The sequence below is a fragment of the Frigoribacterium sp. CF331 genome, assembly GCF_057787905.1.
On the sequence record NZ_CM173545.1, the window covers coordinates 1,640,651 to 1,664,128 of the forward strand.

Annotated in this window: 22 protein-coding genes; 10 read left to right on the forward strand and 12 right to left on the reverse strand. The window is 74.3% G+C overall.

Annotated elements, in window-relative coordinates; all coding sequences use genetic code 11:
- The first annotated feature begins 12 nt into the window (after positions 1–12).
- The 3 genes from AC3CCI_RS07700 (at position 13) to AC3CCI_RS07710 (ending at position 1,618) form a co-directional block, all read left to right on the forward strand.
- The gene (locus AC3CCI_RS07700; RefSeq protein WP_488628623.1) at positions 13–579 is read left to right on the forward strand and encodes a hypothetical protein; all 567 of its coding nucleotides are present in this window, start codon (positions 13–15) and stop codon (positions 577–579) included.
- The gene (locus AC3CCI_RS07705; RefSeq protein ID WP_488628624.1) at positions 576–881 is read left to right on the forward strand and encodes a hypothetical protein; all 306 of its coding nucleotides are present in this window, start codon (positions 576–578) and stop codon (positions 879–881) included. Before AC3CCI_RS07700 ends, AC3CCI_RS07705 begins: the two co-directional genes overlap by 4 nt.
- 281 nt (positions 882–1,162) lie before the next feature.
- Complete coding sequence (locus tag AC3CCI_RS07710) at positions 1,163–1,618, forward strand: SRPBCC family protein (protein WP_056260395.1); 456 nt, start codon at positions 1,163–1,165, stop codon at positions 1,616–1,618.
- A gap of 71 nt (positions 1,619–1,689) precedes the next feature.
- Here the strand turns inward: AC3CCI_RS07710 and glsA are convergent, their stop codons facing one another.
- Positions 1,690–2,628: a glutaminase A gene (gene glsA / locus AC3CCI_RS07715; protein WP_354593876.1), complete on the reverse strand. Its 939-nt coding sequence runs from the start codon at positions 2,626–2,628 to the stop codon at positions 1,690–1,692.
- Between the two features lie 177 nt (positions 2,629–2,805).
- Between glsA and AC3CCI_RS07720 the strand changes: the two genes are divergently transcribed.
- Positions 2,806–3,099: a hypothetical protein gene (locus tag AC3CCI_RS07720; RefSeq protein WP_488628625.1), complete on the forward strand. Its 294-nt coding sequence runs from the start codon at positions 2,806–2,808 to the stop codon at positions 3,097–3,099.
- 155 nt (positions 3,100–3,254) lie between these two features.
- Here AC3CCI_RS07720 and AC3CCI_RS07725 read toward each other — a convergent pair whose 3' ends face one another.
- From AC3CCI_RS07725 to bla, 5 genes are all read right to left on the reverse strand, one after another.
- Complete coding sequence (locus AC3CCI_RS07725) at positions 3,255–4,340, reverse strand: ABC transporter ATP-binding protein (RefSeq protein ID WP_488628626.1); 1,086 nt, start codon at positions 4,338–4,340, stop codon at positions 3,255–3,257.
- Entirely contained in the window at positions 4,337–5,209 is an 873-nt protein-coding gene (locus AC3CCI_RS07730; protein ID WP_488628627.1) for an ABC transporter permease subunit, read from the reverse strand. The genes AC3CCI_RS07725 and AC3CCI_RS07730 overlap by 4 nt, the downstream gene beginning before the upstream one ends.
- Positions 5,206–6,180: an ABC transporter permease gene (locus AC3CCI_RS07735; protein ID WP_488628628.1), complete on the reverse strand. Its 975-nt coding sequence runs from the start codon at positions 6,178–6,180 to the stop codon at positions 5,206–5,208. The genes AC3CCI_RS07730 and AC3CCI_RS07735 overlap by 4 nt, the downstream gene beginning before the upstream one ends.
- On the reverse strand, positions 6,180–7,316 hold the full coding sequence (locus AC3CCI_RS07740; RefSeq protein WP_488628629.1) for an ABC transporter substrate-binding protein: 1,137 nt from the start codon (positions 7,314–7,316) through the stop codon (positions 6,180–6,182). The genes AC3CCI_RS07735 and AC3CCI_RS07740 overlap by 1 nt, the downstream gene beginning before the upstream one ends.
- 317 nt (positions 7,317–7,633) lie before the next feature.
- Positions 7,634–8,593, reverse strand: a complete 960-nt coding sequence (gene bla, locus AC3CCI_RS07745; protein ID WP_488628630.1) for a class A beta-lactamase — start codon at positions 8,591–8,593, stop codon at positions 7,634–7,636.
- Positions 8,594–9,324: 731 nt separating this feature from the next.
- Here bla and AC3CCI_RS07750 point away from each other — a divergent pair.
- The 4 genes from AC3CCI_RS07750 to AC3CCI_RS07765 all read left to right on the forward strand — a co-directional run bounded on the left by AC3CCI_RS07750 (position 9,325) and on the right by AC3CCI_RS07765 (position 14,637).
- On the forward strand, positions 9,325–10,308 hold the full coding sequence (locus AC3CCI_RS07750; RefSeq protein ID WP_488628631.1) for an ABC transporter ATP-binding protein: 984 nt from the start codon (positions 9,325–9,327) through the stop codon (positions 10,306–10,308).
- A gap of 92 nt (positions 10,309–10,400) precedes the next feature.
- Complete coding sequence (locus AC3CCI_RS07755; protein WP_488628672.1) at positions 10,401–11,375, forward strand: iron-siderophore ABC transporter substrate-binding protein; 975 nt, start codon at positions 10,401–10,403, stop codon at positions 11,373–11,375.
- A gap of 8 nt (positions 11,376–11,383) precedes the next feature.
- Positions 11,384–13,540: an iron ABC transporter permease gene (locus tag AC3CCI_RS07760; protein ID WP_488628632.1), complete on the forward strand. Its 2,157-nt coding sequence runs from the start codon at positions 11,384–11,386 to the stop codon at positions 13,538–13,540.
- Between the two features lie 293 nt (positions 13,541–13,833).
- On the forward strand, positions 13,834–14,637 hold the full coding sequence (locus AC3CCI_RS07765) for a polysaccharide deacetylase family protein (protein ID WP_488628633.1): 804 nt from the start codon (positions 13,834–13,836) through the stop codon (positions 14,635–14,637).
- A gap of 164 nt (positions 14,638–14,801) precedes the next feature.
- Here the strand turns inward: AC3CCI_RS07765 and AC3CCI_RS07770 are convergent, their stop codons facing one another.
- The 3 genes from AC3CCI_RS07770 to AC3CCI_RS07780 all read right to left on the reverse strand — a co-directional run bounded on the left by AC3CCI_RS07770 (position 14,802) and on the right by AC3CCI_RS07780 (position 19,403).
- Complete coding sequence (locus AC3CCI_RS07770) at positions 14,802–16,103, reverse strand: hypothetical protein (protein ID WP_488628634.1); 1,302 nt, start codon at positions 16,101–16,103, stop codon at positions 14,802–14,804.
- A 196-nt stretch (positions 16,104–16,299) separates the two neighbouring features.
- Positions 16,300–17,913, reverse strand: a complete 1,614-nt coding sequence (locus AC3CCI_RS07775; RefSeq protein ID WP_354593866.1) for a GMC family oxidoreductase — start codon at positions 17,911–17,913, stop codon at positions 16,300–16,302.
- A complete protein-coding gene (locus AC3CCI_RS07780) occupies positions 17,910–19,403 on the reverse strand; it encodes an alpha/beta hydrolase (protein WP_488628635.1) in 1,494 nt (497 codons plus the stop codon). The genes AC3CCI_RS07775 and AC3CCI_RS07780 overlap by 4 nt, the downstream gene beginning before the upstream one ends.
- 342 nt (positions 19,404–19,745) lie before the next feature.
- On the opposite strand from AC3CCI_RS07780, the gene AC3CCI_RS07785 reads away from it, so the two are divergent.
- Positions 19,746–19,898 (forward strand): hypothetical protein, encoded by a 153-nt coding sequence (locus AC3CCI_RS07785; RefSeq protein WP_354593864.1) that lies wholly within the window; start codon positions 19,746–19,748, stop codon positions 19,896–19,898.
- A gap of 9 nt (positions 19,899–19,907) precedes the next feature.
- Complete coding sequence (locus AC3CCI_RS07790) at positions 19,908–20,261, forward strand: ribonuclease E inhibitor RraB (RefSeq protein ID WP_488628636.1); 354 nt, start codon at positions 19,908–19,910, stop codon at positions 20,259–20,261.
- A gap of 165 nt (positions 20,262–20,426) precedes the next feature.
- On the opposite strand, the gene AC3CCI_RS07795 is transcribed toward AC3CCI_RS07790, so the two are convergent.
- Genes AC3CCI_RS07795 through AC3CCI_RS07805 form a run of 3 tightly spaced genes read right to left on the reverse strand, consistent with a single transcriptional unit; the run spans position 20,427 to position 23,388 of the window.
- Positions 20,427–21,266, reverse strand: coding sequence for an ABC transporter ATP-binding protein (locus AC3CCI_RS07795; protein WP_488628637.1), 840 nt, complete (start codon positions 21,264–21,266; stop codon positions 20,427–20,429).
- Positions 21,263–22,330, reverse strand: a complete 1,068-nt coding sequence (locus AC3CCI_RS07800) for a FecCD family ABC transporter permease (protein WP_488628638.1) — start codon at positions 22,328–22,330, stop codon at positions 21,263–21,265. Before AC3CCI_RS07800 ends, AC3CCI_RS07795 begins: the two co-directional genes overlap by 4 nt.
- Positions 22,327–23,388: a FecCD family ABC transporter permease gene (locus AC3CCI_RS07805; protein ID WP_488628639.1), complete on the reverse strand. Its 1,062-nt coding sequence runs from the start codon at positions 23,386–23,388 to the stop codon at positions 22,327–22,329. The genes AC3CCI_RS07800 and AC3CCI_RS07805 overlap by 4 nt, the downstream gene beginning before the upstream one ends.
- Positions 23,389–23,478 lie beyond the last annotated feature (90 nt).

The following is a 23,478-nucleotide window of genomic DNA, read 5'->3' on the forward strand; positions in this document are numbered from 1 at the left end:
ACGATCGAGTCGGTGCACGCCGTCATGGCGGCAGAGGGACTCCACGACCTGGGACACGTCGTCGACGGTGACCACGCGAACAGGACGGACTGCCTCGTCGTCACGCGACGCGACGATGCCTGGGTGACCTTCTCCACCGACGAGCGGGCGACGGTCATCGACGAGAGCGTGCGGACCTACCCGAGCGAGTCCGAGGCGCTGGAGGACTTCCTCGTCCTGCTCCGGCTGAAGAAGCTCCTCCGCGACCTTCAACGGGAGCGCGACGTCGAGCGCGCGGCGATGAGCCTCGAATCGCTGCCTGCGCAGATGGAGGCGGAGGGCTTGAACCGCGTCCGTGTCGCTCTCGGTGACGTGTACCTCAGGCGCCCGGACTGTCTCGCCGTGGCGCGACGCGACGGTGTGTGGAGCACCTTCTACATCGACGAACGAGCGGCCGTGGAGGAAGCGAGCCTGCATGCGTTCCCCGACGAGGTCTCGGCCGTGGCCGACTTCCTCGACCGTCTGAGGTCGCAGCATCGCAAGCTCGAGATCCAGGACGAACTTCGAGACCGACGCCGCCGAGCAGGAGAACCGTCATGACGATGGTCGCGCGCACCCTGGCCGCCCTCCGAACCCAGGTCGACGCCGGCGGACTCGGCCACCTGAACGCCGTCATCGGGGACGCGACGACGGGGAAGCCCTTCGCGCTCGTCCTCGCTCGACGGGACGAGGTGTGGAGCACCTACTTCCTCGACGAGCGAGGTCTCATCGAGGAACAGAGCGTCCGCACCTACTGCGACGTCGAAGCAGCCGCAGCCGACTTCCTCCGGTTGCTGCGCAACCTGGCCCGCATCGAGGAGATCGACACCGAACTCGCCGCCCGCCGCAGCGCCTCGTCCTGAGCCCGCGACGGCTGAGCTCGCGACGGCTGAGCTCGCGACGGCTGAGCCCGCGACGGCTGAGCCCGCGACGGCTGAGCCCGCGACGGCCGAGCCCGCGACGCAACGCACAGGGCCGGCACGCGAGTAGTGTGCGGCGGCGCGGTGGGCGGCGTCACCCGCCACCTGACCGTTGCCTCCGCACGTGGGCGAAGCCGACCCGCGCCTCCTACCGTTCACGGCAGGGCACGACGCCGACTCGGCGCCGCCCACGAATTCTGAACACCGTCAGCAAGGAGTGCACCATGGCACAGGCCATCGAGACCATCGACGTCAACGTCCCCGTCAGCGTCGCCTACAACCAGTGGACCCAGTTCGAGGAGTTCCCGAAGTTCCTCGACGAGGTCGAGTCCATCACCCAGACCACCCCCACCCTCACCGTGTGGAAGGTCAAGGTCGGGCCGGTCGAGAAGACCTTCGAGGCCGAGATCACCGAGCAGCACCCCGACGAGCGCGTCGCCTGGAACAGCACGGGCGGCGAGGTCGACCACGCCGGCGTGATCACGTTCCACAAGCTGAGCGACGACGAGACCCGCCTCACGGTGCAGATCGACTGGACGCCCGAGGGCTTCCTCGAGAAGCTCGGCGGCTCGCTCGGTGCGGACAACCACGCCATCAAGAAAGACCTCAAGAACTTCAAGGAGTTCATCGAGCGCGAGGGCAACGTCGACGGCGGCTGGCGCGGAGACGTCCAGGCCTGAGACCCGGCCCCACTCGTCGAGGCCCACGGCGGCTCCTGATCCCAGGAGGCCCGCCGTGGGCCTCGGTCGTCTCAGCGGCGGAAGCCGAACGAGTGCAGGTCGTGCTCGTCGCTCAGCCGGCGGGCCAACTCGGCGCCGCGCACGCTCGTACCCTGCTCGTCGAGCGGCGGGCTGAACACGGCGGCCCCGAGCCGGTTCGGCGCCGACAGGACGATCGCACCCGAGACGCTCGACTTCGCCGGGACGCCGACGGCCCGCATCCAGCGGCCCGACCCGTCGTAGACGCCGCAGGTCGCCATGACCGAGACCACGTCTCGCGCGACGCGGGCGTCGACGACCTGTTCGCCGGTCACCGGGTTGCGGCCGCCGAAGGCGAGCGTCGCACCCATCACGGCCAGGGCCTCGGCGTCGACCAGCACCGAGCAGGCGCGGGCGTAGACGGCTACGGCGTCGTCGGCCGTCTCGTGCAGCGTGCCCTCGGACCGCATCAGGTGCGCCAGGGCGTGGTTCCGGTCGCCGAGCAGCTGCTCGGACTCGCTCACCTCGCGGTCGTAGTCGAGGGTGCGACCCGCGAAGGCACCGAGGCCGGCGACGATGCGTGCCGTCCGCTCGTCGCACGAGTCGCCCGCCACGAGGTTCGCGGTCAGCAGGGCGCCCGCGTTCACCATCGGGTTCGGCGGACGTCCGGTGCCGGCCTCGAGTTCGAGCGCGTCGAACGCCTCGCCGGTCGGTTCGATGCCCACCGCGTCCAGGGCGTCGCCGCCCGTGTCGGCGAGGGCCAGCGCGAAGACGAACGGCTTCACCGCCGACTGGATCGAGAACGCGTGGGCCGAGTCGCCGGCGGCGACCGTCTCGCCGGTGGGCCGCACCACGGCGACCCCGAACAGCTCGGGGTCGGCCGCGGCGAGCTGCGGGATGCTGTCGTCCACCGCGCCTCCCCGGGTCGAGAGGACGGAGGCGCGCAGGGCCTCGAGGGCAGCGCGCTCGGACGACGCGGTGGGGGACGACATGCCCCCACCCTGACAGGCGCGGGCCCGGACGTCCGGGCCGCGGGCCCGCGCGAGCTCGACCCGTCGGGGTACGCGCAGCACGCCGGGCCCCCGGCGTCAACCCCGCCCGCTGTCAGGTCGCGTGTCTACCGTGCACCTCGTCGGAGCGCACAGGGGCGTGCCGAGAGGGAGGCGGCCATGCTGATCGACGGTGGGAGCGGCCGGTCGGGCACGGCCTGGCCCGGACACGGCCCGGTCGCGAGTGCACTCGACCTCCGGCTCGACGTCGTCGGTCGGGGTCGCTGGCGCGTCGTCGACGTCCGACGCTCGGAACGCGGCGCCGTGGTCGTCGTCGGCTCGGTGGCCCAGACCGAGGCCGGCTACGAACTCACGCTCTCCGCCGCGCCCGAACGTCGCTGGTGGTGCACCGACCTCTCGAGCGCCCTCGACGCCGTCGTCCGCGCCTCGTGGAACCGCCGCCAGTCGCCGTAGGTCGTACCCGGCCTGGGTCGAGTGGTCCCGAATCGTCGTTCAGGGGCGCGTGGAGGACGATCCGCGACCGCTCGACCGCTCGACCGCTCGACCGCTCGACCGCTCGACCACTCGACCACCCGACAGCTCGACCGCCCGACAGCTCGCGCGAGACGTCAGGAGGCGCGGGTCGTCACCGCGACGCGGGCGGGCGTGAACGAGAGGCGCACCGGCGACCCGGGCTCGCGTCGCTCGTCGGCCCGGTGGTCGACCACGAGCAGCGTCTCGGGGTCGACGCGCACGCGGGTGCGGCACACGGCCCCCAGGAACGACACCGACTCGACGATCCCGGCGAGCCCGCCCTGCTCGACGAACGACACGTCCTCGGGTCGGACGTACGCCCAGACCGGCCCCTCGGCGGGTGATCCCACGACCGGCACCTCAGGGCAGCCCGCCAGGCGCACGAGCGTGCCGACGACCTCGCCCGACACCCGGTTGCTCGTGCCGACGAACTCGGCGACGAACGCGGTCGCGGGGGCCGAGTAGAGCTCCTCCGGCGTGCCGACCTGCTCGATCGAGCCGGCCCGCATGACGGCGACGCGGTCGGCGACGGCGAGGGCCTCCTCCTGGTCGTGCGTGACGAAGAGGGTCGTGATCGACAGCTCGCGCTGGATGCGGCGGATCTCGTCGCGCAGCTGCACGCGCACCTTGGCGTCGAGGGCGCTGAGGGGCTCGTCGAGCAGCAGCACCCGGGGTCGGGTCACGAGCGCCCGGGCCAGGGCGACCCGCTGCTGCTGGCCCCCCGAGAGCTGGTGCGCGTAGCGCTCGCCGAGGTCGCCGAGGCCCACCAGGTCGAGCATCTCGCCCGCACGGGTGGCCCGCGAGGCCTTGTCGACACGACGCATGCGCAGCCCGAACTCGACGTTCTGCCGCACGGTCAGGTGGGGGAAGAGCGAGTACGCCTGGAACACCATGCCCACGTCGCGGCGGTGCGTCGGGACGCCGACGACGTCGCGCCCGTCGATCGTGATGCGTCCGGTCGTGACGTCCTCGAGCCCGGCGAGGCTGCGCAGCGCGGTCGTCTTGCCGCAGCCCGACGGGCCGAGCACGGCGACGAGCTCGCCGGGCTGCAGCTCGAGGTCGAGCCCGGTGAGCGCCCGGTGCCCGGCGAACTGCTTCGTCACGTCCCGGAAGGTCACGGCGGCACCTGCGACGGCGTCGGTCGGGTTCGTGACGGTGGGGCGGGGCAGCGTGGCGGTCACGAGAGGGCCTTTCGAGAGGGGATCGGGCGGGCGGCGCCGAGGGCGCCCACGCGGCCGATCACGAGCAGCAGCACGAACGCGAAGCCCAGGGCGAGCAGCGCGAAGATCACGGCGGCATAGGGGTCGGAGCGCGAGACCTGCACGAGGGCGGTCTGCAGGTTCACGCGGTTGAGCAGCGAGGCGATGGTGAACTCGCCGAGCACGACGGCGACCGTGATGAAGGCGGCCGCGAGCAGCCCCCGGCGCAGGCTCGGCACGACCACGAGGACCATCGTCCGCAGCCAGCCCGAGCCGAGCGTGCGGGCGGCCTCGGTCAGCGTGCGCAGGTCGGTCGCCGAGAGGTCGGACTGCACCGCGCGGTACGCGTAGGGCAGCACCGTCACGCCGTAGGCGAGCGCGAGCGTCCAGGCACCCGAACCGGCGACCCGCGAGACGACCGAGTACACCGGCGCGAGTCCGACCACGAGCACGATCGCCGGCACCGTGATCGGCACGAGGCAGACGAACTCGAGCGGGCGCGCGAGACGTGGGTGGCGCAGGTGCACGAGCACCATGGCCGGCACGAGCAGCACCAGGACGAGCAGGGCCGACACGACCGCGAGCAGCAGCGAGTTGGTGACCCCCTCGACCAGGTTGCGGTACATCCGCTCGTTCTCGGGGTCGACGATCGCCAGCCAGTGGCCCAGGTCGTGCCCCGTGCCGTCCGCGCTGCGCAGCGAGAACGCGACCATCGCCGCGATCGGCACCGCGAACAGGGCGCCCACGACGACCAGGGCGGTGCGGCGCGCGACCGTGCTCGCGCCTCCCGCGCTCGTCGACCGCGGCGCCCTCGTCGACCGCGGCGCGCTCGCCGACGGGCGGGCGGTCATCGCTGCCACCGCTCGGTGCGGCGCTGCAGCAGCGAGTAGCCGGTCATCAGCACGGCCATGACGACGACCATGCCGAGGGCGAGCGCGCCCGCGACGTTCTCGCGGCCGAGCACGGTCTCGCTGATCAGCGCCGCCCGGATCTGCAGCGGGACGATCTGGGCTCCCTGGCTGATCAGGGCCGCGGCAGTCGCGTACGACGAGAACGCGTTGGCGAACAGCAGCAGCAGGCTGCCGACGAAGGCGGGGGCGAGCACCGGGACGACCACGCGGACGAGGTGTTGCCACCGGGTGCCGCCGAGGGTGGCGACGGCCTCGCTCCACTGCGGGCGCAGGCCGCTGACGGCGGGCATGAACGTGATCACCATGAGCGGCACCTGGAAGTAGAGGTAGGGCAGCAGCAGGCCGGGCACCTGGTAGAACCAGACGCCGTCCGCGTAGAGGTCGACGCCGGCGACGTCGAGCAGCAGCCGCGTCACGACGCCCTGGATGCCGATGGTGGCGATGAACGCGAAGGCCAGCATCACCCCGCCGAACTGGGCGAGCACGCTCGAGGCGGCGTCGACGGCGCTGCGGACGGCTCCGTCGGGACGCAGCGAGGTGAGCCCCCAGCAGACGACCGCGCCCACGACGGCTCCGGCCAGCGCGGTGACGGCCGAGACCGCGGCCGAGCTGGCGAAGGCCCGCACGATCAGGGGGTCGCCCAGGGCGGCCAGGTTGTCGAGGGTGGGGGTGCCGTCGCCGTCGACGAAGCCCGTGCCGAGCGCGAGCAGGCACGGCACGATCAGGAAGGCGAGCACCCACACGGCGAACGGGGTCAGGGCCCACCACGCCGCCGGACGACGCCGACCCCGCGAGGGGCCGACGCCGTCCGAGGACGAGGAGGCGCGGTCCGGCAGGTCGCCGCGGTCCCGTCCGTGCGCCGACCGCGCGTCGGCGGTCGTGTCCGCCGCGCGGGTCGACGTCGTCACCATCAGCCGATCGCCGTGGCCCAGGTGTCGGCCAGCACCTTCGAGGCGGCCTCGGTCTGCTCGGCCGTGAACTGCACGGTGTCGGCGGGCTGTTCACCGACCGCCTCGAGGGCGTCCTGGTCGACCGTGCCGGCCTCGGTCATCGCCGCGAGGCGCACGGGGTAGGCGCCGGCGGCGAGGTAGAGGTTCTGCGCGTCGTCGCCCAGGACGAACTCCTGCCACAGGCGGGCCGCGGCGGGGTGCGGCGCGTCGACGTTGATCGCCTGGTTGTAGTAGCTGGCGAGGGCGGTGCCGGGCAGCACGGCCGTCTTCCAGTCGCGTCCGCCGGCGTCGGCCGCCGCGGCGAGGTTGTTGTAGCTCCAGTCGAAGACGACCGGCGTCTCGCCCGACGCGATCGTCGCCGGGGTCGGGTCGGTCGGCAGGAAGGCGCCCGCGTCGGCGAGCTGTGAGAAGTAGTCGACGCCGGTGCTGACGTCGTCGGCGCTGCCGCCGGTCTGCAGCGCGGCCCACTCGACGGCAGCCGCGGCGGCGCCGGCCTGGGTCGGGTCGCCGTTGATCGCGACCTTGCCCTCGTAGTCGCTGCCGAGCAGGTCGTCGAGGCTCGTCGGGGCCGGCACGGCGTCGGCGTCGTAGCCGATCGACATCAGGCCGGTGTAGTCGTAGACCCACCTGCCGTCGGCGTCCTTGTGGTCGTCGGCGATGTCGTCCCAGGTCGACACCTTGTAGGGCGCGAACTGGTCGAGGTTCGCCAGCGCGACGGCCGAGCCGAGGTCGAACACGTCGGGGGCGGTGTCCTGCCCCTCCAGGTTCTGCGCGGCCGTGATCTCCTCGGCGCTCGAGACGTCGGGGCTGTCCGAGTTGACGGTGATGCCGTACTCCTCCTCGAACGCGTCGATGATCTCGCCGTAGTTGGCCCAGGTGTCGGGCAGGGCGATCACGTTGAGCTCGCCCTCGGCCTTCGCGGCCTCGACGAGGGCGTCCATGCCGCCGAAGTCCTCGGCGCTGGTGGCGGTGGCGGCGTCGGTGCCGTTCGCTGCGCCTCCTGCGGCGTCGGCGTCGGCGCTCGCCGAGCAACCGGTCAGGGCGAGGGCGGCGATGCTGAGGGTCGCGGCCGAGACGAGCAGGCGCTTGTCGATCATGCGGTGGGGGTCCTTCGGGTGCGGGGCCGGGGTTCGCCGGGGACGGCGACGGGGGACCGGACGGCCCGCTGGGCACGCTAAGGAGGCGCGGCGACGTCCCGGGGGAGGTCGCGTGAACGAGGGGCGAACAGGTGGTGGCGGGGTGTGCGGCGGGCGCGGGCGGCAGCGGGTGCGGGCGGCGGGTTCGGGTGCGGGCGGCGGGCTCGGGTCCGTGGACGGCACCGCCGAGTGGACTGGGCGCCGCCGTGTGACGTGGTGTCGTGTCCACTCGACGGTGTTCTGGTGCGTCGGGTGGGGAGCGGGGTGTGGGGCGCGGGTCAGCGGGCGGCGGCTGCGACGGCGAGGGCGATGCGGGCGGCCTCGGCGACGAGGGCGTCGTCGTAGGTCGCGGCGGGGTCGTTGCGGGCGGTGAGCACGGAGATCACCACGGGGTCGCCCGCCGGCGGCGTGACGATCGCGACGTCGTTGCGGATGCCGCCCGCGCCTCCCGACTTGTCGGCCACCTGCCAGCCGTCGGGGGCGCCGGCGCGGATCAGGGTGTCGCCGGTCGCGTTGCCCGACATCCAGTCGAGCAGGGTGGCGCGGTCGTCGGCGGCGAGCCAGTCACCGTCCGTGATGCGGGCGAGGGTCGCCGTGAATGCGGCGGGCGTGGTCGTGTCGGCCGTGCTGCCCGGGGTGAGCGTGTTGAGTTCGGGCTCGGTGTGGACGACGTCGGTCACGTCGTCGCCCTGCGCGGCGAGGGCGGCGTCGAGGGCCGCGGGGCCGCCGAGCTCGGCGAGCACGAGGTTCAACGCCGTGTTGTCGCTCTGCCGCACGGCCGCCTCGGCCAGCTGTTGCAGCGGGAGCCCGTCGGCGACGTGCTGGCTCGTGAGCGGTGAGTAGCCGGCGGCGTCGACGTCGGCCTGGGTCCAGGTGACGACGCGGTCGAGGCCGGTGTCGTCCGTCGCGTCGAGCAGGGCCGCCGCGGCGAACGCCTTGAGGCTCGACGCGTAGCCGAAACGCTCGTCGGCACGGTGGTCGAGGGTCGCGCCCGAGCCGGTGTCGAGCACGCTGAGGCCGATCCCGGCGTCGTACCGGGACTCGAGCTCGGCCAGGGCGGCCTCGACCTCGGGGGTCGCGAGGTCGGGCGCGGCGACCGGGCTGGGCAGCGGGACCGGGGTGTCGCTCGCGCTCGGCGCGGTAGACGGCGTCGACCCGCCGGGCGACGCGCAGGCGGTCAGGCCGAGGCCGAGGGTGGCGGCGATCGCGAGGGAGGTCGAGAGGGTCCGGCGTGACATGCGGCTCGTTTCGTCGTCGGGCGGAGGAGCGGTCACCACGATAGGCGAGCCGGTCGGGTCGGGCCTCGGGGCGGGCCTCGGGGCGGACCTCGGGGCGGGGGCGCGCGGGGACGGTGGTGGCGTACCCCGTCGGGCGGCGGCGAGCGATCCGCCTAGGCAGGGGGTTCGCGCCGGTTCGGGGGGTGGCGTCGGCCTGCGGCGGCGGGCACCCTCTCGAGCGGCACCGAGCGATTTGCCTAGGCAGGGGGTTCGCGCCGGTTCGGGGGGTGGCGTCGGTGTGCGGCGGCAGGCACCCTCTCGGGCGGCGGCGAGCGATTTGCCTAGGCAGGGGGTTCGCGCCGGTTCGGGGGTGGCGTCGGCGTGCGGCGGCAGGCACCCTCTCGGGCGGCGGCGAGCGATTTGCCTAGGCAGGGGGTTTGCGCCGGTTCGGGGGGTGGCGTCGGCGTGCGGCGGCAGGCACCCTCTCGAGCGGCGGCGGACGATTTGCCTAGGCAGGGGGTTCGCGCCGAACGACGGGGTGGCGACGGCGGGGGCGGCATCGGTGCGGCTGGCGGCGACGGGGCGAGCGCGGGCGGGGCTGGCGGCGACGGGGCGAGCGCGGGCGGGGGTGGCGGCGGCGGGGCGAGCGCGGGCGGGGGTGGCGTCGACAGGAGGGACGAGGAGGCGCGGATCGGCTCGACGTCGAGAGGTCGGGTTGCGGCGCCGGGGTGAGGTTAGGCTAACCTAAGCGCGTGACCCCAGACCTGCCCGGCGACCTGCCCGCCACGGCCACCGCGCCGGCTCGGACCGCCCTGCGCGCCGACGACGTCTCGGTCGCCTACGACGGCGTCGACGTCGTCCGAGGGGCCCGCCTCGAGCTGCGCCCCGGCTGCGTCACCGCCCTCGTCGGCCCGAACGGCAGCGGCAAGTCGACCCTGCTGCGCACCCTCGCCCGTCTGCAGGAGCCGCGCACGGGCTCCTTGACCCTCGCCGCGCCTCCTGCGGGCGTCGAGTGGTCCGAGAACGTCCTCCGCCGCGGCGGGAAGGATGATCCGGGACCACTCGACCGGTCGGGCGAGGGCGAGGGCGGGGGCCCGGGCGAGGGCGCGGGCGACTCGGTCGACGGGTTCGAGCTGTCGCTGCGCGAGTTCGCCCGGCGGGTCGCGCTGCTGACGCAGGGGCGCCCGACCCCCGGCGGGCTGAGCGTCCGCGACGTGGTCGAGTTCGGCCGCTACCCGCACCGCGGCCGGTGGGGGCGCGCCGACCCCGACGGCCGAGCCGCCGTCGACCGCGCGCTGGGGCTGACCGGCGTGGCCGACCTCGCCGACCGCGGCGTCGACCAGCTCTCGGGCGGCCAGCTGCAGCGCGTCTGGCTCGCCAGCTGCCTCGCGCAGGACACGGGCGTGCTGCTGCTCGACGAGCCCACGACCTACCTCGACCTCCGCTACCAGGTCGAGCTGCTCGACCTGGTCCGCGACCTGGCCGACTCGGGCCGCATCGCGGTCGGCGTCGTCCTGCACGACCTCGACCAGGCCGCCGCGCTCGCCGACCGCATCGTCGTGCTGAGCGAGGGCCGCATCGTCGCCGAGGGCGACCCCGGGGACGTGCTGACGCCGCGCCTCCTGACCGACGTCTGGGGCATCCGCATCGACGTCGACACCGACCCCACCACCGGCCACCTGCGCACCCGCGCGATCGGCCGACACCACACCCGGGCCGAGACGCCCGTCCGATGAGAGAGACACCACCCGTGACCCAGCGCCTTCTGACGACGCCCCGCCACACCCCGACCTCCGGCGGTCCCGCCCGCCGTCCCGCGGCCCGCCGACTGCTGACGGTCACCGCCGTCGCGGCCGCCGCGGCCCTGACCCTCGCCGGCTGCGGCACCACCGAGTCGGCCGACGCCGATGCGACCCCGGGCAGCGGCGAGCAGATCACCCTCACCGACGGCACGGGGGCCGAGATCACGCTCGACGGCCCGGCGACGAAGGTCGTCGGCACCGAGTGGAACGTCGTCGAGGACCTCGTCGCCCTCGGCGTGGAGCCCGTGGGCGTCGCCGACGTGAAGGGCTACGGCGAGTGGGACTCGGCCGTGCCGCTGACCGGCGAGCCGACCGACATCGGCACCCGTGGCGAGCCGAGCCTCGACACGATCGCCTCGCTCGCACCCGACCTGATCGTCGCGACCGACGGCCTGAGCGCCGACGCCGTCACGCAGCTGAAGGAGATCGCGCCCGTGCTGCAGGTCACCTCGGCCGACGCCTCGCGTCAGATCGAGCACAGCATGGACAACCTCGACCTCATCGCGAAGGCGACCGGCACCGAGGACAGGGCGACCCAGGTGAAGGAGGAGTTCACCGACGCCGTCGCCGCGGGCAAGCAGGCGCTCGCCGACGCCGGTCTCGCGGGCCAGCCCTTCGCCTTCGCCGACGGCTACGTCGACGCCGGCCAGGTGAGCATCCGCCCCTACGCGAAGGGCTCGCTCGTGTCGGACGTCACCGAGGAGCTCGGCCTCACCAACGCCTGGACCGTCGAGGGCGACGAGGCGTACGGCCTCGCCACGACCGACGTCGAGGGCCTCACGCAGCTGCCGTCCGACGTGCAGTTCCTCTACATCGACAACACCGCCGCCGGTGCGGACGACCCGTTCGCGGTGTCGCTCGCGTCGAACGCCGTGTGGCAGTCGCTGCCGTTCGTGCAGTCCGGTGACGTGCACCGCCTCGACGACGGCATCTGGATGTTCGGCGGGCCCGCGGCGATGACCGCCTACGTCGACTCGCTGGTGTCGACCCTGACGAAGTAGTCCGCCCCGTGAGCACGACCGTCACCCCCACCGACCCCGCGCCGCCCCGGCTCGGCGAGCCCGGCGCACCGGGCCGCGACGAGCGCGCGCGTCGCGCGGCCCTAGCCGAGGAGGCGCGGCTCGCCGCCCCCCGCCGGCTCACGGCCGGGTCGGTGGGCGTGACGGTCGCGCTGGTCGCCGTCGTCGTGGTGCTCGCCCTCGTCGACGTCACGCAGGGCACCGCGGACGTCGGCGCCCGGCAGGTCTGGCAGGCGCTCACCGGCACCGCGACGGCCGGTGACTCGTCCGTGGTGGTCGCCTCGCGCCTCCCGCGGATGGTCGCCGGGCTCCTGGTCGGCGTCGCCCTCGGAGCCGCCGGCGCGGCCCTGCAGCAGACGAGCCGCAACGTGCTCGCCGCACCCGACACCCTCGCCGTCAACGCCGGCGCCTACGTCGCGCTCGCGATCGCGGCCGTCACGGGCCTCAGCCTGCCGCTGCTGGCCTCGTCCGGGGTCGCGTTCGTCGGCGGCCTGCTCGCCGCCGGTCTGGTGCTCGCCCTGTCGGGGCTCGGCGCCGGCACCGTGCGACTCGTGCTCGCCGGCAGCGCCCTGGCCCTCGGCCTGGCGTCGGTGACGAGCGCACTGCTGCTGCTCTTCCCGCAGCAGACCGCCGGCCTCTACGCCTGGGGCCAGGGCAGCATCTCGCAGAACGGCTTCGACGGCGTCGTGCAGCTCGCCCCGGTGATCGTCGTCGGCCTGCTCGTGCTCGTCGCCGTCAACGTCCGCGTCGACGCCCTCGCCCTCGGGGACGACGCGGCCCGCAGCGTCGGCGTGGACGTCCGCACCACCCGCGTGGTGACCGTGCTGGCCGCCGTGCTGCTCTCGGCCGCCGCCGTCACCCTCGCGGGCCCGATCGGCTTCGTCGGGCTCTGCGCCCCCGCCCTCGTGCGGCTGCTGCGCCGGGCCGTGCCCGCCGTCCGCCGCTTCGTCGTCCTGCTGCCGCTGGCCGGCCTCGCCGGGGCCGCCCTCGTGCTGGGGGCCGACGTGCTGCTGCGCGCGCTCGTCGGCGCCGAGACGTCGGTGCAGGTGCCCACCGGCGTCGTGACGTCGCTGCTCGGCGCGGTCTTCCTGGTCGTGCTGGCGTTCCGTGCCCGCGACCACGGCGGCGTCAGCCCCACCGACCGTCACCCCGTGGTCTCACGGCTGCGCTTCGTGGTGGTCGTCGCGGTCGTCGTGGCCGTGCTCGTGGCCGTCGTGCTCGGGTCGGTGCTGCTCGGCGACGCCAAGCTGCTGCTCGGCGACGTCGCCAACTGGGCGACCGGCCGGTCGGGCCGGGTCGTCAGCTACGTGCTCGACACCCGCGTGCCCCGGGTCGCAGCGGCCCTCGCCGCCGGAGCCGCCCTGGCCCTGGCCGGCACGCTCGTGCAGGCCGTGACCCGCAACCCGCTCGCCGAACCGGGCCTGCTCGGCGTGACCGGAGGCGCGGGCCTCGGCGCCGTGCTGCTCGTCACCACCGTGCCGCTGGCCACCGGCTGGGGCGTCGCCGGGGCCGCGTTCGTCGGGGCCGTCGCGGCCTCGGTGCTCGTGTTCGGCCTCGCCTCACGGGGAGGGTTCCCGCAGAACCGCCTGGTGCTGATCGGCATCGGCGTCTCGACGGCGACCACGGCGGCGATCAGCCTGCTGATCGTCCTGACCGATCCGTTCGACGGGGCCAAGGCGCTCACCTGGCTGTCGGGGTCCACCTACGGCCGCACCCTGGACGACGTCGTGCCGGTGTCGCTGGTGCTCGCGGCGGCGCTCGTCGTCGTCGTGCTGCTGCGTCGCCGCCTCGACCTGCTCGCCGTGGACGACGACACGCCGCGCCTCCTCGGGGTGTCGCTCTCGCGGTCGCGCCTGGTCTTCCTGTCGCTCGCGGTGCTGCTGACGGCGACGGCCGTCGCCGCGGTCGGGGTGGTCGGGTTCGTCGGGCTCGTCGCCCCGCACGCGGCCCGGTCGCTCGTCGGGCGGCGCCACGCTCGCGTGCTGCCCGTCGCCGTGCTGCTCGGCGCCGTGCTGGTCTGCGCCGCCGACGTGCTCGGCCGCACCGTCATCGCCCCCGCCCAGCTCGGCGCAGGCCTGCTGACCGCCGTCATCGGGACGCCGTACTTCGTCTGGCTGCTCTGGCGCGGACGGGCCGCCGCGCGCTGACGCCCCGCCCGCCCCGCCCTCGCCCGCCCCGCCCTCGTCCCGTCCGGGGTCGAGTGGTCCGAGATCGTGGTTCGCGCCTCGACGAAGGACGTTTCGCGACCACTCGACCCGCGCCTCCTGGGGGAAGGGAGGGCGCGAGGGCGGGAGGCGCGGGTGGGGTCCGTCGGACGGCGGAGTCGGGTCGGCGGCGAGGATGAGATCGGGGTGCCGTGACCGCGCCCGGCCGACCCCTCGTGCCAGGCTGATCGATCGGCGCCCGGTGCGGGCGGGTCGGTTCGTCGAAGGGGTCAGGCGTGGATCGTCGGTCGTTCCTGTCGGTCTCGGGGGCGTCGCTCGCCCTCGCCCTCGCGGGGTGTGCGTCGGCACCCGACGAGGTCGTCCCGTCGGCCCGGGCGAGCGCCACCGCGGGTCCGACGAGCCCCGCCAGCCCGACGCCGACCCCGACCCCGACGCCGACGGCGCCCGTGCTGACGCGCGTGCCCCTCCCGTCCGGCACCCTGACCGGTCTGCCCGGCGACGGGAACCTGCTCGCCTGGACGGTCGACGACGGAGCCGACAGCGAGGTCGTGCGGCTCTACGCCGAGTTCGCGGCGGCGACGGGGACGAGGCTGACGTTCTTCCTCAACGGCTCGCAGCCCGGCTGGACCGACCACGCCGACCTGCTGCGCCCCCTCGTCACGTCGGGGCAGGTGCAGCTGGCGAACCACACCTGGAGCCACCCCGCCCTCACGAAGTGCAGCGACGCCGAGATCGTCTCGCAGCTGCAGCGCGACCACGACTTCGTGCAGCAGACCTACGGGGTCGACATGCGCCCCTACTTCAGGCCGCCCTTCGGCTACCACGACGCCCGGGTCGATGCGGCGGCCGCGAGCATCGGCTACACGTCACCGGTGCTCTGGTACGGCTCGCTGTCGGACTCGGGCCTCATCACACCCGAACAGGTCGTGCAGTTCGCGACCGAGTGGTTCCTGCCGCAGCACATCGTCATCGGCCACGCGAACCACCCGCCCGTGACGACGGTCTTCGACCAGCTGACCGCACTGATCGCCGAGCGGGGCCTGCAGACGGTCACGCTCGACGACGTCTTCACGACCTGACCGCGTCGTCCCCTCCGGTCGAGGGGTCAGGAGGCGCGGGTCGCGCGACCGCCGTCGCCCTCGTCGCGCGCGCCACGAGCACGCCTCCCGCGGGTCGAGTGGTCCCGGATCGTCCTTCGTCACCGCCCGAGGGACGGTTCGGGACCACTCGACCCGCGCCTCCTTCACGGGAGGCACCTCGTCCGGACGCCGAACGACAAGCCCTCGGCCGTGCCCCGGATGCTCGCCGACTCGATGCCGTCGGAACGGCCGGGAGGCGCGGACCAGTGGTCGCGGCCCATCGCGCGATCGGTCTGACGGAATCCGTCGGCCGACCACCCGTCGACGACCGCGTCGAACGGCACCTGCGCGTCCTCCATGACGGTGAACACGGGCACGAGCACCGACCCGACCACCCGCGTGCCGTACTCGGTCTCGCACAGCTCGCGCCGGGTCTCGACCTCGGCCGGCACGCCCGTCGCGGCCACGGACGCCTCGACGTACGCGCGCACGGCGGCCTCCTGCTCGGGCAGCTCGGCGAGGGGGCCCTCGTTGACGAACGGGTCCTCACCGACGTCACCCGGCTGCGGCTCCGGGCCGTCGTCGGGTTCGGGTGCGCCGGGGGGCAGACCGACCCAGCCCGTCTGCGGCGTGGCCGCGTCGGGCCGTCCCACCGAGAACTCGGTGCGGCGGGCGATCCCGGCGTCGGCCTGCTCGTCCACCGCACCCTGCAGGGCGGCGACCACGGCGTCGGGGGCGGAGGTCGAGACGCGCAGCGACGGTCGGGTGCCGGCCGTGGCGTCACCGGGGACGAAGGCCAGTTCGTCGACGCCGTCGAGGGCGAGGACGGAGTCGATGGTCGCGAGCATCGTCGGTGCCGGCGAGGTCGGGGTCAGAGCCACGGACGGCGGGAGGGACGTCGTGGTCACGGCGTCGCCGAGGCGCACGACGAAGGGCGGGTCGGCCGTGCCGAGGTGGGGCTGGCCAGCGGCTGCGGCATCAGCGAACGAGCGGCCGGGAGCCACGACTCCCGTGAAGGCGTGGCGCGTCGTGTCGACGGAGGCGAGGGCCCCTTCGGTACGAAGGGCGCCGGCCAGCTCGACGCGGATCGTCGACGTGGGGTCGACGGTCACGGCGGCGAGTCCCGGGCCGCCGGGGACGACGAGGTCGATTCCGAGGACGGCGCCCGTGACGCCCTCGCCCACCGCATCGTCGACGAGGGTGGCGACCGTCAGGTCGGGGTCGTGGGCCACGACGTCGACGTGGGCGTCCCAGGTGAACGGGTCGTCCTTCGCGTCACGCTGCTGCAGCCGGGTCTCGACCGAGGCGACGCCGTCGACGGCCGAGATCCGGTCGGCGAGCTCGGCCAGCGAGGCCTCGGAACCCTCCGGTGGCGGTTCGGCGAGGAAGCAGGACGTCAGCCCGCAGGCGACGACGGCAGCCACCACCGCTGCCGCGACGAGCCGTTGCAGGGGTCGACGGGCCATCGTTCGAGCGTACGAACCGGCCACCACCTGACGCGTCCCTCTCGGGGACCAGACGGTGGAACCAGAGGAGGACCCCTCCACGACCCGGCCACCAGGGGCCCGCGCCAGGGAGGCACCGTCGACGACGCGACCCGCACCTCCTGGGTCCGGTGCCCCTCGGGTTCGGGCTCAGGAGGCGCGGGTCGCGTCGAGCGGGTCAGGCCGCGTCGACGACGCGCGAGACGTCGGCCCCGACGCGCTCGCCCGCGACGGCGCCGGACAGCCCGGCACTCGCGAGGAAGCGGTCGGCGGTGCGGAGGCCGAGGGCCATGATCGTCAGCGCGGGGTTGGCGACGACGGCACTCGGGAAGACCGAGTTGTCGGCGATCCAGAGGTTCGGCACGTCGAAGCTGCGCCCGTCGGGGTCGACCACGGCCGTCGCCGGGTCGGTGCCCATGCGGCAGGTGCCGATCGTGTGGGCGGTGCGCGCCAAGACGCGGATGTCGCGGCCGCCGGCCGCCTCGACGATGGCCGTCATCGTCGCGACGGCGTGCTCGTCGATGGCCTTCTCGTTCTCGCCCGGGGTGAAGGTGACGACGACCTTGGGCATGCCGTTCTCGTCGAGCTCGTCCGACAGCGTGAGCCGGTTCTGTTCGCTCGGCAGGCACTCGGCGTTGATGCCGACGCCGGCCATGAAGCGGTAGTCGTCGAGGGCCTTCACCAACTCGGGACCCCAGAGGCCGGCGCCACGGGCGAGGGTCGTCGCCAGCGTCAGCGGCATCGCGCCCAGGCTCTGGATGAGGTAGCCGCCGGCGAAGTCGACGCCGTCGGGTCGCATGGTGTCTTCGGTGATGATCGACGACGGGTAGCCGCGGTAGCCCCGCATCTCGGTGTCGAAGGTGCCCCAGACCTGGGTGGCGCCGTGGGCCATGAAGTTGCGGCCGACCTGGTCGCTGCTGTTGGCGATGCCGGCGTGCAACAGCAGTCGCGGCGTCTCGACGCCGCCCGCGCAGAGGAACAGCGCGGCCGTGCGCTGGCGGTGCTCGACGCCGTCACGGACGTAGACGACGGCCGAGACCTCGCCGGCCTCGTCGAGCTCGATGCCCGTCACCATCGACTCGGGGCGGATCTCGGCCCCGTTCGCGACCGCCATGGGCAGGTAGCTGGTGTCCATGCTGACCTTGGCGCCGCTGCGGCAACCCTGGTGGCAGCTGCCGCAGCCGACGCAGGCGGGGCGCGTGCCGACGTGCTCTTGACGCCAGTCCCGACTGACGAGCGCGGCCGGCGCGTCGGTCGCCCGGATGCCGAGGGCCTCGCAACCGCGGATCATCATGTCGCTCGACGCGTTGCGTGCGGGCGGCGGCATGAGGTACGAGCGCTGAGGGTCCCACGGGTAGTCGGCGGGGCCCGAGACGCCGACGAAGTTCTCGACCTCCTCGATGTACCCGATCAACTCGGCGTGGTCGACGGGCCAGTCCTCGCCCTTGCCCGTGAGGGTCTTGAGCTTGAGGTCGCGCTCGTCGGGGCGCGGCGTGAAGGCGCCCCAGTGCAGGGTCGAACCGCCGACGCCCTTGCCGCTGTTGTTCTGACCGAACGCGGTCGGGGTCTCGCCGCCGCTCAGGCGTTCGTCCATCCAGTTGATCTTGACGGCCTCGACCTCGTCCTGCGTGTACTCGTCGGGCTCGAAGTTCGGGCCGGCCTCGAGGGCGACGACCTTGAGCCCCTGCAGGGCCAGCTTGGCGAGGATCGGGGCGCCACCGGCACCGGTGCCGATCACGACCGCGTCGACGACCTCGGACTCGTCGTAGGTGCGCTGCGCGTCGAGCTTCATCGGGTGACCTCCATGGCTGGTTCCCAGCCCTCTCGTTGGCCGGCACCGAGCCGGCTGAATCCTTGCAGGGCGCGACCGGCACGGCCGTTCGCGAAACCGTCGAAGCCGATGCGCTCCATCGTCGCCGGGTGGGCCAGCCAGGCCTTCACCAGGTCGACCCGGCAGTCCTCGAACCATGCGGTGAGCTGCTCGACCGAGAACGGGTGGGCCTCGGCGTCGCTGGGCCGAGCGGTGTCGTCGGACGTGCCACCGGTGAGGCCCGCGTCGCCCTGGTCGCCTCCGTGGTGCGAGTCGCCGCCACCGCTGTCGCCGACCGTCTCGAGGGTGTCGTCGGGGTCGCCCGCGACGATCGCGGCGAGACGCTCGTCTCGCTGTTCGGGCGTCAGGTCGGTGAAGTCGGCCAGGGCGTCCAGCCCGAGGGCATAGGCCTCGGGGTCGCTCGGCAGGTCGGCGTTGCGCCACCCGTCGCCCTGACCCGCCGCGAGCTGGGCGTCGACGCGGGCGGCGAGGTCGACGGCGTGGTCGGGGTCGTCCTGGGGCACCACGCGGGCGGCGACGGCCCGCAGGGTGGCCAGCTGTGCCTCGGTCAGCACCTGCGGCGCGTAGCGCGGGTCGTCGGCCACGGCCCGCTTCGCGAGGATGCCACGGGTGTTCGACGCGGTGCGGCTCGAGGCGATGACCCGGGCGAAGTCGTCCGACATGACCGGCGCCCGCCCGGCGTCGTCACTCCAGAACGAGGTGATGGCTTCGGCGACCTCGGCGGGGCGCTCGAGCGGCAGGAGGTGACCGGCGCCGTCGAGGGTCAGGTGCGTGGCGCGGGGGTACACGGCGCCGTTCAGGCGGCGTTGGGCCTCTTCGCCGAGCGGCCCGTCGGCACCGCCGGCGACGACGAGGGCGGGCAGGTCGAGGGTGCCGACCTCGGCCGACCAGTCCTCGCGGCTGCCGCGGTCGAACCAGGCCGTCCAGGCCTCGGGGGAGGTGCGGTGCAGGTCGGCGAGGGCCTGGTCGTCGAGCGCCGTCGGCAGCGGGGCCCCGACGTTGTCGTCGACGAACGCGCGCCGCGTGTCGGCGTCGAGCGGGCCGTCGGCCGCCGCGGCGATCATCTGCTCGCGGTTCTCGTCGTCCATCGGCTCGGGCGACGGAGGCGACGCCGCGAGCAGCACGACGCCGGCCAGGCCGAACAGGCCGCCCTGCCCGGCGAGCGTGCGCGCGGCGACGATCGAGGCGATCTTGCCGCCCATGCTGTGGCCGACCAGCAGCCAGCGCGTGGCGCCGTGCCGGCGGATCTGTCGGGTGACCTGGCGCACCATGTCGTCGACGGTCACGCCGTCGGCCGTCGTGGCGTCGCCGAAGCCGGGCAGGTCGAGCGCGACGACCTCGAAGGCGTCGCCGAGCGCGTCGGCGACGGGGCCGTACTCGAGCCGACTCATGCCGAGGGCGTGCAGGCAGAACAAGGTGGGGCGTGTGGTGGTGGTGGTGTCGCTGGTCACTCGGACTCCTCGGAGAAGACGGGGGCCGGGCGACGTCCCCCGTCGCACCGGCGACCTCGACGCTACGTCCGGCCACCGACATCGGGCCAGATGAGGGCGTGCGGACCGTGCCGGTGGTACTACTGACTGCCCGACGCCGGGGCCCGGACGCTGGGAGGCGTACCCCGCCGACCCGCGCCTCCTGGTCCGGCGGCGGGCGTCGAGGGGGCACGAGACGTGGTCCGGCCCCGCCGGGAGGAACGCCCCGAGCCCGGTCGCCGGACGGGGACCGGGGAGGCGCGGGCAGGGGATGCTCAGCGGTCGCGCCTTGTGCGCACCCCGCCCGCCCGGGAGGATGGGCGGATGGAAACCGTCATCATCGCCCTCATGGTCATCGGGTCGATCGTCGTCGTCTTCGGCATCGTCTTCTTCTTGGTCGCGGCGGTGCTGCCCTCGCGTGCGCCGCGCGCCGACCGTCGGGGCCGCGGCGGACGCCCCGCCGCCCGCACCCGCTAGGGCCGTTCCGTGGCACCGACGGACGAGGGCATCGCGGTCCACCTGCAGCGCTGCGCCGCGCAGCTGGTGACCCGCAACCAGCTCCGTGACCGGTTCGACCTGCCGCGGGCCGTCACGCACTCGGCCGACTTCCCGCGCAGGGCAGCCGCCGAACGGGCGGCCGACGAGCTGCGCACGTCGGGCTACGCCGTGACGGTCACGCGCAGGGGCCTGCTCGGCGCCTCACTCGAGGCGGGTCGCGAAGACGCGCTCGACGACGATCGTGCCGTCACCTTCACCCGTGAGGTCTTCGACGTCGTGCAGCGGGCCGGTGGTCGGTACGACGGCTGGAGCGCCGAGGTCATCACCGAAGCGCAGGCCTGAGCCGGGGGCTCCACGCCGCCGCGGGGAGGTCGCACCACCGTCGCGTCGTCGAACCACGCACCGGGGTGGTTCGACGACGCGACGGTGGTGCGACCGCGCGACGCGGCGTGGCCTGGCCGGGCGCGGCGCGACGCGACGCGACGCGGCAGGTCCGCCACCCGGACGTCAGCGGCGGCGCGGCACGACCATCGGCGACCCCGTCACGGGGTCGGGCACGACGACGCAGGGCAGGTCGAACACGTCGGTGACGAGCTGCTCGGTCAGCACCTCGGCCGGGGTCCCCGTCGCCACCACGTCGCCGTCGGCCATCACGATCAGGTCGGTCGCGTACCGCGCGGCCTGGTTCAGGTCGTGCAGCACCGCCACCACGGTCGTGCCCTGCCCGTGCAGCCGCGCGAAGAGGTCGAGCAGGTCGTACTGGTGGGCGATGTCGAGGTAGGTCGTCGGTTCGTCGAGCAGCAGCACCGGCGTCTGCTGCGCGAGCGCCATCGCGACCCAGACCCGCTGCCGCTGTCCGCCCGACAGCTCGTCGACCGGCACGTCGACCAGGTCGGTCAGGTCGGTCTCGGCGAGGGCGGCGTCGACCGCCTCGCGGTCGTTCGCGGTCCACTGCCGGAACAGCCCCTGGTGCGGGTAGCGACCGCGAGCCACCAGTTCGGCGACCGTGATGCCGTCCGGAGCGGTCGACGTCTGGGGCAGCAGGCCCACGATGCGCGCCGCCTCCTTCGCCGGGACGCCCGCGAGCTCGCGTCCGTCGAGCAGCACCGACCCCGACCGGGGCTTCAGGAGGCGCGCGAAGGCCCTCAGCAGCGTCGACTTGCCACAGGCGTTCGGCCCGACGATGACCGTGAAGGAGCCGTCTCGGACGTCGGCGTCGACGGCCTCGCTGACCGTGCGGCGGTCGTACGCGAGGTGGGCCCGCCGTGCCGACAGCCGGGAGGCGCGGGTCGCGTCGGCGGCACGTCTCGCGTCCGGCGCGGGCGGGCGGGTGGCGTCGGCGTTCACGCGGACCTCCGGGATTCCGAGACGAGCAACGTGATGAGGTAGACCCCGCCGATCACGAGGGTGACGAGGCCGACCGGCACGGGGGTGGGGGCCACGTGCTGGGCGACCAGGTCGGCGACGAGCAGCAGCACCGCGCCGACGAGACCGCCGCCGACGAGCGGCACCCCGGCCGAGCGCACGAGGCGCCGGGCGAGCTGGGGCGCGGCCAGGGCGACGAACGCGATGGGCCCGGTGCTCGCGGTCACCACGGCGGTCAGCGCGACGCCGACCACGACGAGCGCCAGCCGCGACCCCTCGGTGCGCAGCCCGTGCGACCGGGCGGTGTCGTCGCCGAGCTCGAGCTGCCGCAGGGGCCGGGACAGGGCCGTGACGAACGGGGTCAGCACGACGAGCAGCACGAGGGCCGGCACGAGCTGCTGCCACCCGACGAGCGCGAGCGACCCCGCGCCCCAGAACGACGCGGTCAGGGCGACCTCGGCCTGGGCGCGCAACAGCAGCCAGCTGTTGACCGAGTGCAGCAGGGCCGTGACGCCGATGCCCACGATGATCAGTCGCAGCCCGTGGACGCCGCGGCGGTAGGCCAGCAGGTAGACGACCAGCGCCGTCGCCAGCCCGCCGACCAGGGCGCCGGCCGCGGTGCCGATCGTCGAGGCGGCACCCGACACGATGACGACGATCGCCCCGGTGTAGGCCCCGGTCGAGAAGCCGATCACGTCGGGCGAACCCAACGGGTTGCGGGTCAGCGACTGGAAGATCGCCCCCGAGACGCCGAGTGCGGCGCCGAAGACGAGGGCGGCGAGCACGCGCGGCAGCCGCCAGTTCAGCACGATGGTCGACGCGAACCCGTCGCCGCCGAACAGGGCCCGGACGACCTGGGGTGGGCTGAGCGGGTAGTCGCCGATGCCGAGGGCGACGATCGCCACGACGACGGCCACCACGACCAGCACGAGCGTCGCGGTGCGGTGACGCCCGCCGGTCGAACGCCACGAGCGCAGGAGGCGCGGGCCGGCACTCGGCGCGGCGGTCGTCCTCGGCGTGCCCGGCCGGGTGTCCGCCCGCGTCATGCGCCGCCCACCCGTCGGCGGCGGGCGATCGCGATGAGCACGGGTGCGCCGACGGCCGCCGTCACGAGTCCCGCCGCGAGTTCGCCCGGGGGAGCCACCACCCGTCCGAGAACGTCGGCGAGCAGCAGCAGCACGGGCCCGAGCACGGCCGACAGGCCGGTGACCCAGGGCTGGCTGGGGCCGACCAGGCCGCGGGCGGCGTGCGCGACCATGAGGCCCACGAAGGCGACGGGCCCGACCACCGCGGTCGCGCCTCCGGCCAGCAGGGTGACGACGACCAACGAGACGACCCGCACGGCGGGCACCGACACGCCGACCGACGCGGCGTGCTCGTCGCCGAGGGCGACGGCGTCGAGGGGGCGCGAGGCGACCATCGCGACGACGACCCCGGCCGCGACGAAGGGCAGCACCGTCAGCACGGGGTCCCAGCCGCGGTCGGCGAGGGAGCCGACCTCCCACGCGCGCACGGCGTCGAAGCGGCGGGGGTCGGCCAGCACGATCGACGAGGTGATGCCCGCGAGCACCGACCCGAGCGCGAGGCCGGCGAGGGTCAGGCGGGCCGGGCCACCGCCTCCTCGTCCGGCGCCGCCGATCAGGGCGACCGCCACGGTCGCGACGCCCGCGCCGACGAACGAGAACCAGACCCAGCCGCTCGCCGAGGTGACCCCGGCGAAGCCGACCGCGAGGGCGACGGCGAAGGCGCTGCCCGAGGTCACGCCGAGGATGCCCGGGTCGGCCAGCGGGTTGCGCGTGACGGCCTGCACGACGGCCCCGGCCACCCCGAGGCCGGCACCGGCGACGATCGCGGCGACGGTGCGTGGCAGGCGCAGGTCGAGCACGGCGGTGGCGTCGGCCGTGTCGCGGCTCGCGGCGCCGGTCAGGACGCGCAGCACCTCGTCGAAGGCGACCGGCCGCGCGCCGACGGCGAGACCCAGCACGACGGCGAGGGCCAGCAGGGCCAGCGCGGCCACGAGGGCGAGGAGGCGCGTGCGGGTGCGCCGGGAGCCTCGCGTCGGTCGCGGGGCACCGCCGACCGTGAGCGCTCGGGGCATCGCCATGATGATTAGCTTAGGCTACCCTCACTTGGAGTCGTGCCCGATGTCCCCGGCACCGACCCCCGCACCCCACCTTCCGCCCGACACCACGTC